The organism is Neorhizobium sp. USDA 3394 (genome assembly GCF_056280385.1).
This window is the reverse complement of the sequence record NZ_JBWCDU010000002.1, coordinates 949,987-966,713: the sequence shown is the minus strand read 5'-3', so window position 1 is coordinate 966,713 and position 16,727 is coordinate 949,987. Positions and strand designations below refer to the sequence as shown.

At 59.2% G+C, this 16,727-nt stretch carries 12 protein-coding genes; 3 read left to right on the top strand and 9 right to left on the bottom strand.

Annotation, left to right across the window (positions count from 1 at the left end; all coding sequences use genetic code 11):
- The first annotated feature begins 6 nt into the window (after window positions 1–6).
- Both ACZ9EJ_RS26165 and fhuB read left to right on the top strand, forming a co-directional pair.
- On the top strand, window positions 7–891 hold the full coding sequence (locus ACZ9EJ_RS26165) for an iron-siderophore ABC transporter substrate-binding protein (RefSeq protein WP_046630288.1): 885 nt from the start codon (window positions 7–9) through the stop codon (window positions 889–891).
- Window positions 875–2,872, top strand: a complete 1,998-nt coding sequence (gene fhuB, locus ACZ9EJ_RS26160) for a Fe(3+)-hydroxamate ABC transporter permease FhuB (protein ID WP_052754097.1) — start codon at window positions 875–877, stop codon at window positions 2,870–2,872. The genes ACZ9EJ_RS26165 and fhuB overlap by 17 nt, the downstream gene beginning before the upstream one ends.
- Before the next feature lie 160 nt (window positions 2,873–3,032).
- Here the strand turns inward: fhuB and ACZ9EJ_RS26155 are convergent, their stop codons facing one another.
- The 9 genes from ACZ9EJ_RS26155 to ACZ9EJ_RS26115 all read right to left on the bottom strand — a co-directional run bounded on the left by ACZ9EJ_RS26155 (window position 3,033) and on the right by ACZ9EJ_RS26115 (window position 14,777).
- Entirely contained in the window at window positions 3,033–4,688 is a 1,656-nt protein-coding gene (locus tag ACZ9EJ_RS26155) for an alpha-keto acid decarboxylase family protein (protein ID WP_046641010.1), read from the bottom strand.
- A gap of 35 nt (window positions 4,689–4,723) precedes the next feature.
- Complete coding sequence (locus ACZ9EJ_RS26150; RefSeq protein ID WP_046630284.1) at window positions 4,724–5,548, bottom strand: MBL fold metallo-hydrolase; 825 nt, start codon at window positions 5,546–5,548, stop codon at window positions 4,724–4,726.
- 99 nt (window positions 5,549–5,647) lie between these two features.
- The gene (locus ACZ9EJ_RS26145) at window positions 5,648–6,670 is read right to left on the bottom strand and encodes a sugar phosphate isomerase/epimerase family protein (RefSeq protein WP_046630450.1); all 1,023 of its coding nucleotides are present in this window, start codon (window positions 6,668–6,670) and stop codon (window positions 5,648–5,650) included.
- A gap of 212 nt (window positions 6,671–6,882) precedes the next feature.
- The gene (gene iolE / locus ACZ9EJ_RS26140) at window positions 6,883–7,821 is read right to left on the bottom strand and encodes a myo-inosose-2 dehydratase (protein ID WP_046641009.1); all 939 of its coding nucleotides are present in this window, start codon (window positions 7,819–7,821) and stop codon (window positions 6,883–6,885) included.
- Window positions 7,818–8,345 carry a hypothetical protein gene (locus ACZ9EJ_RS26135; RefSeq protein WP_046630280.1) on the bottom strand — a complete coding sequence of 176 codons (528 nt, stop codon included), beginning with the start codon at window positions 8,343–8,345 and terminating at the stop codon, window positions 7,818–7,820. The genes iolE and ACZ9EJ_RS26135 overlap by 4 nt, the downstream gene beginning before the upstream one ends.
- Window positions 8,342–9,466, bottom strand: coding sequence for a ferritin-like domain-containing protein (locus tag ACZ9EJ_RS26130; protein WP_046630278.1), 1,125 nt, complete (start codon window positions 9,464–9,466; stop codon window positions 8,342–8,344). The genes ACZ9EJ_RS26135 and ACZ9EJ_RS26130 overlap by 4 nt, the downstream gene beginning before the upstream one ends.
- A gap of 100 nt (window positions 9,467–9,566) precedes the next feature.
- On the bottom strand, window positions 9,567–11,438 hold the full coding sequence (locus ACZ9EJ_RS26125) for a GMC oxidoreductase (protein WP_046630276.1): 1,872 nt from the start codon (window positions 11,436–11,438) through the stop codon (window positions 9,567–9,569).
- 51 nt (window positions 11,439–11,489) lie between these two features.
- A complete protein-coding gene (locus tag ACZ9EJ_RS26120; RefSeq protein ID WP_046641008.1) occupies window positions 11,490–12,929 on the bottom strand; it encodes a glycoside hydrolase family 15 protein in 1,440 nt (479 codons plus the stop codon).
- Between the two features lie 876 nt (window positions 12,930–13,805).
- Window positions 13,806–14,777, bottom strand: coding sequence for a mannonate dehydratase (locus ACZ9EJ_RS26115; RefSeq protein WP_046630272.1), 972 nt, complete (start codon window positions 14,775–14,777; stop codon window positions 13,806–13,808).
- Between the two features lie 386 nt (window positions 14,778–15,163).
- On the opposite strand from ACZ9EJ_RS26115, the gene ACZ9EJ_RS26110 reads away from it, so the two are divergent.
- Window positions 15,164–16,708, top strand: coding sequence for an ABC transporter substrate-binding protein (locus tag ACZ9EJ_RS26110; RefSeq protein ID WP_370649755.1), 1,545 nt, complete (start codon window positions 15,164–15,166; stop codon window positions 16,706–16,708).
- Window positions 16,709–16,727 lie beyond the last annotated feature (19 nt).

Sequence of the window (16,727 nt, the reverse complement as noted above, 5' to 3'; positions counted from 1 at the left end):
GGAGACATGTCGAGAGTGCAGCAATTCACCCGCAGAACCGTGCTTTCAGCCGCCGCCGTCCTGGCGGCGACGCGCGTTGCGCGAGCGCAGGAAGCGGGACCGCGGGTTGCCACGCTGGACTGGGCACTTCTCGAAACGCTGCTTGCGATCGGCGCCAATGTTGTGGCGGCAACCGAGCTTCGCCAGTTCCGCCAGGTTGCGATCAAACCCGATGTCCCCGAGGGCGTCGCCGATCTCGGCCTGCGCGGCACGCCGAATTTCGAGGTGCTGCACTTCGCCCGCCCGGACCTGATCCTCAACTCGAATTTCTATGCCTGGGCCGATCCGCTGATGAGCCGTATCGCGCCGGTCGAAAGCCATCCGATCTACAAACCCGGCGAAAGCCCATACCTCCTTGCCGAACAGGCGACGCTGGCGATCGGCGAGCGCTTGCGGCGGTCGGCAGCCCGCAGGATGGTCGAGGAACTCGCTTCCCGGCTCGATCGCTACAAGAACCTCTTCGCCAGGGGTGACGGTCGCCCCGTCCTGCCGATCAATCTGGGCGATGCGCGCCATTACCGGGTCTTCGGTTCCGACAGCATGTTCGGCGAGGTGCTGAAACGCGTCGGGCTGGCCAATGCCTGGACGGGCGCGACCAGTTATTCGGCCATGGCGCCGATGGGCATCGAGACGCTGGCCTCCATGCCCGACGCCTGGATCGTCCTCATTCCTCCGCATCCGCAGGATGCATTTGAAGCGCTGGCCGAAAGCGCTTTCTGGAAGGCCCTGCCCGCAGTGCGGGAAAATCGCGTGCTGACGGTCGGATCGATCAATCCCTATGGGGCTCTGCCGGCCGCAAGCCGGTTTGCCGATTTCCTGGCGGAAGGGTTTTCCCATGTCCGGAACGGTTAGCCTTCATACGCCCATGCGCACCGGCCTGCCCCATCTTCTCCCTGCCGCCGCGCTCGGCATCGCCTGCGTTACGTCGTTCATCCTGCTTCTGATGTTTCGCCCGCACGTCCCCGGGGAGGCGGCGACTGCCGCGGTGCTCGATACGATCCTGCTGTGGAACAGCCTCCTGCCCCGCGCTGCGATCGCTTTGATCTCAGGCGCAGCGCTCGGTCTTTCGGGCGCGCTGTTGCAACGGATATTGCGCAATCCGATCGCAGATGCCTCGACCCTCGGCATCGCCTCGGGTGCGCAACTGGCGCTGACGCTCGGCCTTAGTTTTCTGCCGCTTCTGACCGGCATTTCCCGCGAACTGCTCGCCTTTGCCGGCGGCTTTTCGGCGGTCGCGATCGTGCTGGCACTGAGCTGGCGCGGGCTTGATCCGGTCACGGTGGCGATCTCCGGCATGATCGTCAGCCTGATCGCGGCTTCGCTCAGCGTGACGCTGGTTCTGGCGCGCGGCGAATACGCCATGTCGATCCATATCTGGGGTGCGGGCGCGCTCAACCAGCAGGACTGGAGTGGCGTCGTGGCGCTCGCGCCGCGGCTGGCAGCGGGCATCCTCGCCGCGGCACTGCTGCTGCGGCCGCTGCGTGTCCTGGCGCTTGACGATTCCAGCGCCAGAAGCCTCGGCGTCGCGCTGCAGGGGGTCCGGTTCTCGATCCTCGTCCTCGCCGTCTGGCTGTCTGCCTCGGTCACGGCAACGGTCGGCATCATCGGCTTCCTGGGGCTCGCGGCGCCCACAATGGCCAGGTTCTGCGGCGCGCGCACCACCGGACAGGTGATGATGGCCGCGCCTCTCGCAGGCGCCGCGGTGCTTTTTCTCGCCGATTGCCTGACCCAGCTGCTGGGGCCGGGTTTTTCCGATCTCGTGCCGACGGGGGCCGCAACCGCTCTGCTCGGCGGACCGCTGCTTCTCCTGCTGCTGCCGCGCGTCCACGGTTTTTCTGCCGCGACCGCAACGGCCGATGCGGCCTCGCGGCAGCTTCGAAAGCCTGCTGCTGCGCTGTTGCTTCTGGCTGCGGCGCTTGCCATCATCGTCGCCCTCGTCCTGACGCTAAGCCCGACGGATCACGGCTGGAGCGTTGCGCTCGGCCCGCTCTTTTCCGAGCTTCTGCCCTTCCGCCTGCCGCGTATCCTGGCATCCGGCGGTGCCGGGGCCATGCTCGGAGCAGCCGGCTTCATCATGCAACGGGTGACCGGCAACCCGATCGCCAGCCCCGAAGTGCTTGGTGTTTCGAGCGGCGGCGGTGCCGGGCTGACGGCCGCTCTTTTCCTGTTCGGCTTTCCGTCACCTGCAATCATGCTTCTCGGCATGGCACTTGGCTCGCTTGCCGCCTTCCTGGTGATGATCGCGATTGCCGGCCGCTCCGGGTTTTCGGCCGAACGGCTGCTGCTCGCCGGTATCGCCATCAGCGCCTTCTGCATGGCGATCGTCAGCATGGTGCTCGCCCAGGGAGACATGCGCAGCTATATCCTGCTCACCTGGATGTCCGGATCGACGAATCGCGCCGGCGCCTTCGAAGCCTGGACGGCGATGATCACGCTCGTGGTGTTGACGGCGCCGCTTTTCCTGATGATCCGGTGGCTCGCCATCCTCCCGCTCGGGACTAGCCTTTCCCGCGGCGTCGGCCTTCGCGTCCTGCCTTCGCGCCTTGTGCTTGCGATCCTCGCAGCATTGATGACGGCGATCTCGTCTTTCCTCGTAGGCCCCTTGAGCCTGACGGGACTGATCGCGCCGCATCTCGCCCGGCTCGTCGGCTTCCGGAACCTGCGATGCCAGCTTGCCGCGGCAATCCTGATCGGCGCAGGCGTACTGATTGTGGCCGACTGGCTGTCGCGCGTCGTCATCTATCCCTACCAGGTACCGGTCGGCCTCTTCGCGGCGCTGATCGGCGGGCCTTATCTTCTATGGCTACTAGGGATGAAGGAACGCTCTCCCTAGCAGGATGTTGAAAAAGGCCTCCGGTTGACGAAATGGACGAGATCTCGGGCGACGGTCATGCCGAATTGTTCGACGATTGCTCCATCGAGATCGCATTCGCATACCCAAATGGCGACGAGGCCATCAAAGCAAAACCAGAGACTTCTTCAACAGCAGCCCACTAGTTCTGTTTCCACATTGCGTTGTCGGGGATCGAGTGGCTGGGCACGACCACCTGTATAATCGATGGGCTGCTCAGGTTTTCCAACCCACCGAGGACCGCGTCCTTGAGTTCGCCATATGTATGCACTTCCCAACCCTGGCAACCAAAGACATCGGCGAGTTTGCTGTAGTTCCAGCGGTGCAGGATGCAGGAATTGCGGAACGGCTTTTCGGCTTGAAAGACCGATGCGTCAGCGAGCCACTGCTCGACACCGTAGACCCCGTTGTCGATGACGAAGATGATTGGATTCAGTCCGAAACGGGTTTGGGTGGAGAGGCATTGCGCGGTCATCTGGAAGCCGCCGTCTCCCGAGAAAACCATCACCCGCTGGGAAGCCTCCTTCGCCAGACACACACCGGTCGCCGCCGGCCCTATATAACCTATTGCCGAATAGGAGGATTGGATGACGAAGCCCCGGGGGGCGGCTATCTTGAGAAGCATGCTTCCAAAATAGTTCAGGCTCGCGTCGCTTCCGACAATCGTATTCCCGTCGATGTAATAACGAATGAAATCGTAAAAGCCCTGATAGGTGACCTCCTCTGACAGGTTGCCTCGGGCCGGATTCGGAGGAATTTCCTGCGGCAGATCCTGGCGCGCGCAAGTCAGGTTCTTCTCAAGCAATCCATCGAGCAGATCCGCCAGCGAAACTTGCGCGTTGAACACCGCGCCGTACTTGAACGTTTCAAACGACGCAAATGCAGTTTTTTCAAAATCGATGGGCCAGCCGAGATCATTGATGTCAGTCAGCCAGACGCCGAGCGCCAGAACGAAATCGGAGTTCTTCATCAGTTCCTGAACCGAGGGAGACGAAGATTGCCCGTCGAAGACCCCGGCGAACTGGGCATCGTTTTCCGACAGGGTCGCCTTGCTCAACAGTTCGGTGACATAAGGGATCTGCAACTGCTGGATCAGCTTTTCCGCCTTGTCGCGAAGCCCGAACCGGTCGATTTCAACCCCGATCCAGAGCAGCGGATTGGCGGCCTGCTTCAGTCTTTCGCCAATCTGTCCGATCGTCTGCGTAAGGCTGTCTTGGTCGGACAAGACGGAGGCGGCGCTCAAGGCATTGGAAGGAGGCTGGCATTCCAGATCCACCATATCCTCAAGCAGTTCGATATAGACAGGGCGCCGCTGCGTGATGCATTGCGTGAGCGCATAGTCGATCAGCATCGGCGCCAGATGCGGGCTATCGATACGCACCGCGGCGGCCGTGATGTATTCGAAGACCTGCCTATCCGTCTCGCGACCACTGATGAAGTGATGGGCGCTATAGCCCGTCTGGTCGAAGGTCAGCGTTTTCTTGATGCTGGGCGCCCCGTTGATGAGAACAACCGGCACTCGCTCGACAAAGGCTCCGGCGATGGCATTGGTCGCACAAAGCGCGCCGGCGGAATAAGTGACGCAGAGCGCGCCAATTCCCTTCAGTCGCGCATATCCGTCGGCGGCATAACCGGCGTTTAGTTCGTTGACCTCTTCAATGACCTGGATGCCGCTCTTCTCGACGTAGTCGGTCACCCATTCGATCGAATAGTCTCCAGCGACGGAGAACAGGTGCAGCAGACCCAGTTCGTGAAGTCTATCGACCAGATATTGTCCGACCGTGTATTTCTCGTCCATGGCCTGTATGCTCCCATTTGCAAGAAAGATGAGGGCTAGAATTGACGCGCATTGCCGAAGAGACGCGGCATGTAGATGTCGAATATTGCCGGACATTTCCGCTCGGGATACCGTTCAAGCATGAAGCGCTTGAAGTCCTCGTTCACCAGCCCGTTGCCGGCGGCGTCCATGGCAACGGTCAGGTATTCCATGTTTCTTGCGACTTCGTTTCTGTCGGCTGGGACACCATGCCCGGCCAGGAACAGGTCGTAGTCGCTGAGCAACATCCCCTGCAAAACCTGGGCCCAATGATTCATGCTCTGCGTCAGATAGAGATGAGTGCCGCTGTAGATCAGGTCCTGCGCGATGAACACGCCAAGGTCTGGAAGACCGATTGTCAGAAGAAAATCGATTTCGGTATCCACGACCTCATCGAACACATATCTGACCCCGTCGATGATCTCCTCGCCGGCGCACACCACTTGTCCCGGTATGACGACGGTATCGGGCGCCAGATTGCCCATTTTCCAGTGGTCCAGCCTGGAATCCTCGCCATGTTCCTTCAGAAACTCGATGGTCTCATTGAGTGCATAAATGGGAAGGTCGTCGAAGGCGGCGCATAGGCCAAACCAGTGATCGGGATGCCGGTGCGACAGGTAGATCCGGTCGATGGGCTTGCCGATACTGTCCGCATACTCCCGGAACTTCTGGGCGTAAGGGGTAAGAAACTGCCCATCGACGAGAACAAGCTTGTTCTCGCTTTCGATGATATGCGTCGCATTGGCGATATTGTCTTCGGTAAACGAGGAAATGAACGTGTGAAGCCGCACGCCGCCTATTCGCCGGGCAATGATGATGGGATCAGGAAATTGCGCTACCATTGACGTCTTCCTCTCGAAAATCATTGGCTGCGGCACTCATGCGGGCGGCTGCCGGTGATGAATGTCCCATGCTGCGGCAAAGCGGTTGGCCGCTCGCCATCACCGGCTCGACGAATGGCTAAAGGCCGCGATTTTGTCTTCCAATGTCTTCAGCGCGCTACGAGCAACATCGTAGGCACTGTCTCGCCCTGTCTCCGGCTCGTCTTCGCCCGGCCGCCAGAAGCGCCTGCGCGTCATCCTCATGGAGCTATCGAAGGGTGGAATCGCGTTGAAGACCTCGACCAGATACGGCCCGGTATAGACCGGCTCGATTTCGCCCAGCATGATGTCCCAGGGGATCCAGCTATCGGTCACGGCGCCACGGTCCGGCCCTGAAATATGGACGTAATTGAGTTGGTTCTTGCGTGTGGCGCGGGCGACATTGGCCTTGAAGATTGCAGGGCCCTGGCTTTCCATCACGACTTGCGCCGTGTCGATCGTCACGCCACATGCGGGAATGTCGTAGGTTTCCAGAAAATCGAGCGCGTCCGAGATCATGGTCGTGCCGGGCGTTTCCCAGTTCTTGACCGGTTCGATGGCGAGTTTCACTTTCTTTTCGTTGGCATATGCGGCCAATTCCCTGAAGGGGGCACTGGCCGCCGCGTAACGCGGCTTCATCCAGTCCTGGAGCGCATCGCTCCAGATTCCGTCACCGGAATCGGTCAGCGGAAAGACACCATAGGGATAGAGGAAAGGACCCGACATGATCGCATCCTCGCCGCCGAGCGCCAATGTGATATCGACGCGTGACTTGAGATAGGCCAGAGCCTGCCTGCGCTGCTCCTCGTAGGGCGAAGTGGGGTCGAATGTCCGGGTGGTGCCCACATTGGTCGTGAATTTCGCATCCCTGAAGCCCGCATCATCGAATGCCCTCTTCAGGCAGACATAGCTGTCGACCTCGGCATGATGATCAGCCGCGGCCGGCCCGCTGGCGATGTGCAGATCGAAACCGGTATAGCCCATCTCCGTCAGAGCCTGCAGATGCCGGATAAGGACCTGGGTATAGGCCTTGTCATCCGGCCTCGCGTCCGCCGTGAACATGAAGAAGCTGAAATATATGTCTCGCTTGAAAGGCTTTTGCATCGTCATCGCTCCAGCTGTCTCTATGTTTGAAGATCGGTTGATCCCCGTGAATGAATTTTCGGATGAGCGCGGCTGTCTCACCTCTGTAATCTCGATGCGAACGGGCTCGGCGAACGGCTCAGGAACCAACCCTTAAGAGCTTTCCAATCCAAGAAAGCGCGCATAGATTGCATTCATAAAGACGGTTGTGCCATCATAACCGCCCGCCAGGATCACCAGCCGAGCAGTTCGCGCAAATAAGCCCGCCCCATTTTTGCGTATTGCAGCGGATTGGCCTTTGCCGGGTCCTGCTCGGCCTCGACACAGATCCAGCCGGCGAAGCCTGCTGCTGCCAATGCCTCCAGAATCTCCGGAAAGGTGCGGATCGAGCCATCCCCGGGGACGGTGAATATGCCCGCCTCTATCCCCTGCTCGAAGGACAGCCCCTTCGCATGGATCTCCGAGACGATATCTGCGCGCATATCTTTCAGGTGAACATGCTTGATGCGATGAGCGTAGGTGCGGGCAAGCGCGAGCGGATCGACACCGGCAGCCGCCTGATGCGCGGTATCCAGAAGCATGTTGACCAAGGCGGGATCCGTCTCATCCATCAGCCGGTGGATCGCTTCGGTTTTCATCACCCCGGTCCCCAGGTGCGAGTGATAGCAGAGCCGGCGATTGCGGGCCCTGGCCTTCTCTCCCGCCTCGTGCAAACCTTCGATCAGGCGCTTCCACTGATCCTCGGAGAAGTCCGGGCAATTGGGAAACAGGGCGACGGGAAGCGGGTTGACGGCCCCGCCAAATTCGGCAACGACCAGATCGGCCCTCCGCGGATCGTCGCTGTCGCATTCCATGGCCTCCAGAAAGTCGAGTTGGGTATCGACATTGCTCAGCGTGTGCTGCTTCATCGATCTGATGGTGAAATAGGTGCTGACCCAGGGTTCGGAAATCCGGAGCCCCCGCAGTTCCAGTGCGGGCCGCAAGACCTTCGGGTCAGTGGGATATTTGTGGCCGACGCCACATCCGACATAACCGGCCAGCGCCATTTCGCTCAAAGCCTGTTCGTAGGGAATGCCGATATCGATGCTGATGAAATCGTCATTCCACCAGAGCGTGGGGATGACGCCGAGCCAGACCTTGTCGGGCGTCAGGCGGTGCAGATTTGTTGTCATGACATGATCCCAGCGTTTTGGAGATGAACGGAAATGGCCTCGGATTTTGCTGTCGAAGAACCTGGAAAGGCTGGAATTTTCGGAGGATAGGCCCATGAGCCGTAACCCGGCGCCTTGGCACCGGCCGGATGGGCTCCGATTGCCTTCCAGAGCAATCCTTCCACATAGGCATCTGGAGAAACCACGAAGGTCGCATCCGCCGGCTTGGGTCCAAAGCGCTGCGTCCAGGCGTAAGACAATTCGAACCAGGTGCCCGAATACCAGAGCTTGGTCAGCGAACGTGCCACATCGCCCAGCAGTTCATTTCCCAGAATGGTCGCACGCAGTGCCTGGCTACGGGTGGAATCTTCGGGTGGAGGCAGAGCGACGAAGGCGGCCAGCAGCGTGTCGGTAATGTCGTCGCCGACAACCCTATCCAGCGTGCCGAGATAGGCTTCTGCCAGGCCTGTCCCAAGAAGATCGAAACGGGAAAAGGCGGTCAATTCGGCGGAGAGGGTAAGAAATATCTCGATACGGTTGCTCATGCGACCGCCTCCGCCTGGCTTGCAACCTCTTGCGCGGCAACATCTCGTCCGATCTCGTAGGTCGGGCTGCCGTTCAGACCGGGATGGCCCGGCAACGGATTGCGGATGAGCTCCAGCATCATATTGCGGAACTCGAACATGATGGGCACGGCCTCGAGCAGCAGGCTCGGCTGCCCGTTATAGGCGAGCGTCAGAAGCTTCAGGAAATCCCCGTAGCGGTGATTGAATGCGATCGTCGCCGCGCGCAGTTCCGAGCCGTCGGGAATCTCCGCCACTTTCAGGTTAGGCTTGATGGGATAAGCGCCGTCCCAGTCGACCTGCAATTGCGGACCCGTCGGGTGGCCGGGCTTGTCGCCCTTTATGTAGTAACGCCCTTTGACCAGCTCGTCGAAACGATAGTAGTGGGCGAGTTCGTGCTCGTCACCGTCGTAAATGCCGCCACCGTCGCCTTCACCCTGTTCGATAATGAGTTCGAGGGCATCGAGAGCGGTCTTCAGATTGAAAACGGGAAGCAGTTCGCCGCCACCGGAATAATAGTATTCCGAGGTGACCTGGCGCGATATATCCCCGGTGAAGATGGTCCCGCCTTCCCGCTGCGCCTTTGCTTCAAACTCCTTGAGACTACACACGATGGCCATGTAGAACTCGCCGATACTGTAGAAATGCATTTCGTTGTTGCTCGGATGGCTGCCAAGCATGCTTTTATGCGGCGCAGTTCTGCGCTGTATCAGCGGATTGCCGGCTTTCAGATTCTCCGGACGGATAGCAGGCCGCTCGATTTTCAGGAAGGTCGCCAGCGCCTCACGGCCGAATGCCTGGATGCCGACCTCGAAATCCGTCTCGCCATCCGGCAGATAAGCGGGATAGCTGACGACGAAATCCGGCCGCCTGAGGTCCGGCGTGCCGCCAATGGCATTCAGAACATTGGCGGCGATGGTGAGGTGCAGCATTTCTTCAACGACGATCACGCGCAGAATCTGTGCTGCGTCCCGGTTGACGCCGGGCTTAATTGAATAAAGCGCAGTCAGATAGGGCGGGATTGTTGCGTGTTCGAGCCGCATGGCCTCATGGAGAAACTCTTTCAGCTCGTCAAGCGTCCGAATGCTGCTGTGCGTGTGCATGCTCAAGCTCCGTAGGATGTAACCTGGATACGGGGGACTGTGCCGGTGTCGCTTGCGTCAGATCCGTCTCTTCGTGCCGCGCACCTGCAGCCGTTTTCTCTCAATGCAGATATTTCAGGATGTCGCGGCCGCTGCGGAAGCACATAGCCGCCAGCGTCAATGTGACATTGGCGGTGCCGATCGTTGGCATGCTGCCACCGCCCACAAGATAGAGGTTTTCGTGGTCCCAACTGCGCTGGTTCTTGTCCACGACCGAATTGGTTTTCATCGTTCCCATGATATGCGTGCCGGCGAGGTGATTGCCCCCGCGGATCGCATATCCTTGCCCCTCGTAGGCCACATAGCCGAAGTCGCGGGGGTCGTAGCTGGTATGATCCTGAGCGCCGAGACGCGCAAAAACGGTGCGGGAAAACTGGCGGGCATAGGCAGCGCCCCTCATGGTATATTCCGGCACGGTGAAGGACAGGACGGGCCGCATATTGCCCAGCGCGTCCGTGAATTGCGGATCCACCGTGATGCGATTGCTTTCGACAGGCAACACCTCCAGCATGACCGCCAGCAGCAGCTGCCGCGAGATGCGGTCGATCAAGCCTTGCCGCAGATCCGCCCCATACAGGTTCCGATCGTCCACCAGTTCGAGAAGATCGGAGGTCGGCGCCCCCGTTGCCCAGCCCCAACCGTCATTGTGGATATCGATGGCAAAAGCCGCCTGCTTTTCGCGGAAAGGACCGTCCCTCAGGTCCACAATGCCGCCCGTCGAGCTGGTGCCGCGCATCGCGCCGCAGATCTGCGGCATCAGCGCCCAATTCAGGAGATAGGCATGGTCCATGAGATTGCGTCCGACGAGGCCGCTGGTGCTGCGCAGGCCGGATGAGAGCATTAGGCGCGCCGTTTCGATAGCGCCTGCCGCGAGGACGAAGACCTTGCCCTTCACCGTGATCGTCTCATGCTCCGGCGAGGCGGCGTCCTTATAGACCTTCACCTCCAGGGCACTGACTTTCCCGCTGTCGGGATCGATGACCACCTTCGAGGCGACGGCCTGCGACAACAGATCGACCAGCGGCTGACCGCTCTTGCCGTTCATCTGGAAAGCCTTGGCAAGCGTTTTGCCGGAATGGTAACGGGCTTGTACGGGACAGAGCGGCACGCAGTTCGTGTTGCCCTGGCAACGGCCGCCCTCTTCCACCTGATGGGTATCGACCGCCCCGATCGGGCGGTAACCCGCTCCGCCGTCATAGGCCGGATTGGGAATGCCGTTGCGTCCTTGCGGATAAGGTCTGACCTTGAGCGGATAGGTTCGACCGTAAAGATCAACGCTTGTGCCATCGATACCGTTGTTGACCTGCTGGTCCAGATAAGACAGCGGCAGGCCGCGCATGGGAAAGACATAGTCGCCGGGAAAGGTCTGTCCCAGGTAGGTCTGGTCCTCGACATTGGCCGACACGCCGATTTCCCGCTCGGCCAGGCGATAATCCTCCTCGACCTCTTCGAAGCTCAGGGGCCAGTCCAGCCCCTGGCCGTAGATGGTGCGGGACTTGAAGTCGGAACGAAGCATGCGGGGGGTCTTTGCCTCCCAATGCATGGTCGTTCCGCCGAAAATGCGGGTATATGTAGTATCGCTCACATAAGGGCCGGATTGAACGATATAGGTCGAACTGTCGGTCTCTCCCGCCTGCAGCTTTCGGAGTTGCGGGCTGCGAGGTATGGCCGCATTCGCGTTCATGGGGAATGGCGACTGGTTATCCTTGGTCGCGGCCGAATAGAAGGTCGTCAGGAGATCATCGTAGCCGACGAGACTGCGGTTGACACCCGTTCCCGCCTCCAGAACAAGCACGCGCTTGCCCGCTTCTGCGGCCTGCTTGGCAATGATTGCGCCGGATATGCCGGAGCCGACGATCACGATATCGTAGTCGGTGGACCCGGCAACAGCATGGGGGTCGGCTTTCAGCGCCGATTCAGATGGAAGAAGCACGTCGATCCTCCATATCACGAAGAAGTTTAGGCGCAGTCGTGTGCTCTTGGCTCATGCCGCACCCACAAGGTTTTGAGGATTTTTAGCTTTGGCTTTGGCGCTCCCAGCGGTCACCCTATTCCGGGCAACGGCGGAGCGGGCTCTGACCGCAGACAGGAAGGATGCATAGCTCCACGTCAGATTGTGCACGCTTTTTTCGTAACCCGTGCTTCCATCGAACTGCTCGCTCAATTCGTAATGATCGCTGTGATAGACGACGGAACGCAGCATGGCGTCGGAGGACGCGCGTAGCGCCGCTGCTGCATTCGCTGGAGTACTGGAGACACTGATGGAGAGGCCGTCGAAGAAGGGCTTGGAAAGGTCGTCAAGCGGGATGGTGCCGCCCGCCTCGATGGCATTGGCGAGGCGGTATTGAAACTCAGCGAAATTGGCCGTGCACAGAGCCCAGGGATGCCCTCCGGTGATTGGATAAGCGACATCCCCGTCATAATGATCGCCGGGATAACGTCCGAATAATGGACCAATGCCCTTGCCGGCATCAGCGCCGTTGATCGGGTAGAAGGTGGAAACCGACGGGTCGGCCCACTGGCGTCTCAGGATAGCAGCGGTCGCCAGGACCTTCGTATCCGTTGGCTCAATCGCGCCGTAGCAAACTGCCGATATGATATCGATGTTCGCGTCATAACCAGGTTGCGTGGCGGCATCGAGGACGCTCACATAGAGCTGTCCGTTCCAGTGGCCCGCAAGCTGACCTTCCAGCCATGCAATCGCATCGGCCACCGCCGCTGGCACCGCAACGCCGATGGAGTTCCTGGAAATTTCCTGGAAAAACCGCAGTTGCACCGCTCTCGCAAAGAAGGAATATCCGACATATTCCTCCCACAGGTTGGCAGTCTTGTTCTGATAGACCTGCAGGAGATATGACAGATTGGTTTCAACCAGCTGCTTGGCGAGGTTCTGCGTATTGCCGTCGAGTTGATCGAAGGCAATCAGAAGCGCGACCGACTGAATGGCCGGGCCGTCATTCTGTTCGGACCACGGACGGATATCACCGGCGACAGTAAAGCAGGCGTGGCCGAGCGTCACCGCGGACGAGTTCATGGCATTGGTTTGACAGAGAGCCGCGAAGTTCACGTAGTCGATAAGAGCTGGCACGCCTCCGCCTTTAACCGGCGGCAGATCCGCCGACGTGATCTCTATCGCGGTAATGGCGCTGTCACGGACCCAGTTGAACACGTAATCCTGATCCACGCCCGGTGTGTTCGCGGGATAGGAAGGCGCGGCAATGACGCAGCCCGGTTTGGAATAGACACCAGGGCTCACCGGGTCTTCGATGACATAGCCGCTGCTCGTTACATTCCGCATCATCAGCAACAGGAAATAACGTGACAGCGCCACCAGATCGGTCTGGGCGAAAGCAGGCGCTGGGGTTCTTGCAGGCGTATTGGCACCCACCGCCGGACCTAAACCGGCCAGGTTCGTGTTCGTCATAGCTGGCTCCAAAATCAGTTGTGATCAAATCAGCAGGAATGCTTGGTTGCCACTCGCTGGAGATGCTCCGCCAACCTGACGCTGCAAAAGCACCTCAGCCCGCCTCATCCCCTCCCCGGAACTCAACATCCCTGGAACGGAAGAACCTTCACCGTTAAATATTCTCGATCATCTCAGATATTACACTCGCAGATCAGGTGTTGATCCTGCTTCAGGCATGCGAAAGCGATCCCCCGGCACCAGGAAGTAGCCGAGTGTGAACTGCCGCCGATACAAGAAAACGAGGTCATCAAAGTCTTGAAAATGACGCCTAAGACGCGATCTCAGGGAAAGCTTATTGGAAGACGAACAGTACGAATTACCGAACTAAATACAGGTTGCACCGGCTACCAGCAGTCACCAAAACCTATTCTCGGCCAGTCCAGGAAGACCAGATTGTCTTGCGCCAGAGGCGCGCAAACCCTCTACCTATACGAGATTTTCTCTCGACCACACATTTATCGCAAGTTGATTCCGGCCGCAACAGGAAAACTCGATCGCGAGATTATTTCTGGACGCGGCGCCTGGAAAGTCGGCCTGGATCCCTGGGCGCCTTCCTGAATTCGTATGATTCACTGCGGTCAGCGGTGGCGCCGAAATGGCCGGACCCGCGGAAAGCGTTGTTTATGACTTCGCGTGGAATGCATCACTTTACAACGCCCACTCGCCGCCGCAAATCGGCGACGAGGCTTTGGATTTCGAGGCCCCTGTCACCGGCCCGACGAGCCGGTAATGGACAATGGGCGACCTGTAATATCGCAAGATAGCGCTTCGGGATCCAAGCCGCCGAGCCCGGCAGCTTCGATCACCGACGTGGCGTAAGGGCGGCCGTCAACGTCACTGTTTCATCGCTTCGAGCAGGGCTGTGATATAGCCGTAGCAAAATGCAAAGGCTACGCCCGTGGGATCGCGGCCGCTTATCGTGGGAACGTGGTCCGGCATGATCATGTAGCGATAGCCGACCTCCTTATAGACTTTGAGGGAGCGTACCATGTCCATGTCGCCCTCGTCCGGAAAGGTTTCCATGAAGGAGAGCTTTCCGCCCGCGATATTACGGAAATGCACATTGAAAATCTTGCCGCGCGTCCCGAACCAGCGGATGATGTCGTCGATTTCCTCTCTGGGGTTCTCCAACATCTCGCCGATCGAACCCTGACAAAAATTGAGACCGTGATAGGGGCTCTCGCGCATGAGCACGAACTTCTTCAGACCCTCGACGGTACCGAGCACGCGAGTAACGCCCCTGTAACCGGGCGGGGTGTAGGGATCATGCGGATGGCAGGCAAGCCGCACCTTGTTGCTCTCTGCGACGGGCACGACGCGTTCCAGGAAATAGTCGATCCGTTCCCAGTTTTCATCCTCCGACAACACACCCGCCAAGCCCGGTTCGGCCTGCTGGTCGGCCTTGTCCCATCGGAAGGCTTCGTTGAGCGACCCTCCCCGGCCCGGTTCCATCTGCGTACGCGGGATGCCGATCAGGTTGAGATTGTATTTCACCGAAGGAATTCCGGCCTTGGCCGTTTCCTCGATCAACCTGCACACCGCGTCGATCTGCCGGTCGCGGTCGGGACCCTTGAGGAGGATATCCGGATAGGATGCCTTTTCGATAGGCTGCGACGGAAGCGGAAGCTGGATCATGTCGAGGATGAGCCCGAAGCTTTCAATCTTGTCGCGGTGACGTTCGAGATCTTCCAGTTTCCAGCTCGATGGCGCGCCGGGCGGATCGGCGCAGATATGTTTCAATCCCAACTGAGCGAAAACGCGGTAGTCGTCATCGTCTCTCGCGCCAACTTGGGTGCCCACATACATTTCAACATCCTCCCTGAGCGTATCATTTATCATACGACCTAATATGATTTTTACCGGCTGTCGAGCATCTTCGTGCGGCAGGCGTGGAGATCCGGCCGATGGATCTATACATGAACAGTTAGCCGCCCCGCACGGTTATTCTCGAAAATTCTGTGAATATTGTTTGCTTGTGCGTATTACCCGGAATATAGGCGATGAATTCTTACGCTCTGGGAAAAAATGAAAGCCCTGCGGAAGACTCCCGCGGCTAGCTTGCCATCCCTGGAAAAGTTGGCTAAGTCATCATACAACATTTGAACAAGCGACCATGTCTTCAGTTCACTCTGGGAGGAGTTACAATGAGATACCTTTGCGCCCGATTGCTCGTCGGCGCGGCTTTTGCCGTCATGTCTTTCGGCACGCCGGCAGCTTTTGCCGAGACGCCGGCCAATCAGCTCGTCATTGCGACCTCGCTTGCCCAGGTTCTCTCGCTGGATCCGCATCAGGCGACGGAAGCCAAGGCCAACGAGATCATGGCAAACCTCTACGATCGCCTGGTTTCCACCGATGGTTCCGGAAAGATTTCCCCGCAACTTGCCGAAAAGTGGGAGATCGATGACAAGGGAATCACGTTCCATCTGCGTAAGGCGGAATTCGCCTCGGGCAATCCGGTCACCTCCGCGGACGTGGTATACTCGATCACCCGCCTCCTGAAACTCGACCAGGCCGCGGCCGCCAATCTCAAGCGTGTCGGCTACAACGGCGGCAACGTTGAAAAACTGGTGACAGCGCCGGACGAGAAGACGGTGCGCATAGACCTTTCCGGCGAGGTCACGGCGGAACTCCTGCTCTATCGCCTGGCGATGGTCATCGCGAGCGTTGTCGACAGCAAGGAACTGAAGAGCCATGTCGTCAACGACGACTGGGGCAATGCATGGCTACGCACCAATTCGGCAGGCTCGGGCCCTTTCACGCTGAACAAGTGGACGCCGAACGAGATCGTCATCCTCGACGCGAACAAGAATTACGTCGCCGGGCAGCCGAAGATGCGCCGCGTCGTGGTCCGCCATGTGCCTGAAAGCCAGGTCGAAAGGCTGATGCTGGAGCGTGGCGATATCGACATCGCGAGCGCGCTGACCGCCACCGACCTTGCAACATTTACGGGCAAGCAGGGTTATGAAATCCAGCGCGTCCCGACGGGAGGCTTCTATGTCCTGGCGATGAATGCCGGCAAGGAACCGCTTTCCAATCCGAAGGTCCGCGAAGCGATCGCCTACGGCATCGACTACAAGGGCATGGAAAAGGCGATCATGGGACCATACGGCCGGGCGCGCACGGTTCCAGTTCCGGAAAACTTCGAATATGCCATTCCGAGCCCGGATTGGAAGCTGGACGTTGCAAAGGCAAAGGCCTTGCTTGCAGAAGCCGGGTACAAGGACGGCTTCACGCTGAACCTGAAGACGATTGCCCAGACGCCGCGCATCGATCTTGCGACCGCGATCCAGGCGTCGCTCGGTCAGATCGGCGTGAAGATCAACATCATGCAGGGCAATGGTGCGGATATCATCGCCGCGCACCGAGCGCGAGATTTCGATTTCCTGATCCCGCAGACAGGGGCCTATATGCCGAATGTCCTGGGCGCGATGGAGCAATTTTCGAGCAATCCGGACAATTCGCTGAAGGCCAACAATGCCGGCAACTTCGTATGGCGTTCCAGCTGGGACATTCCCGAGCTGACGGCCATCACGGCCAAGGCAGCGCTGGAGCCGGACGCGAAGAAGCGCGGAGCGCTTTACGTTCAGATGCAGGAAATGTTCGTTGCCCAGAAGCCTGCCGTTCTGCCGCTTTTCGAACGCTACGAACCGATCGTCCTGACGAGCCGTGTGCAGGGCTATGTCGGGCATCCGAGCCAGACGACGCGCCTGGAAGGCGTCACGAAGACCGATAAGTAACTCAACGTCAGGTCAGGCA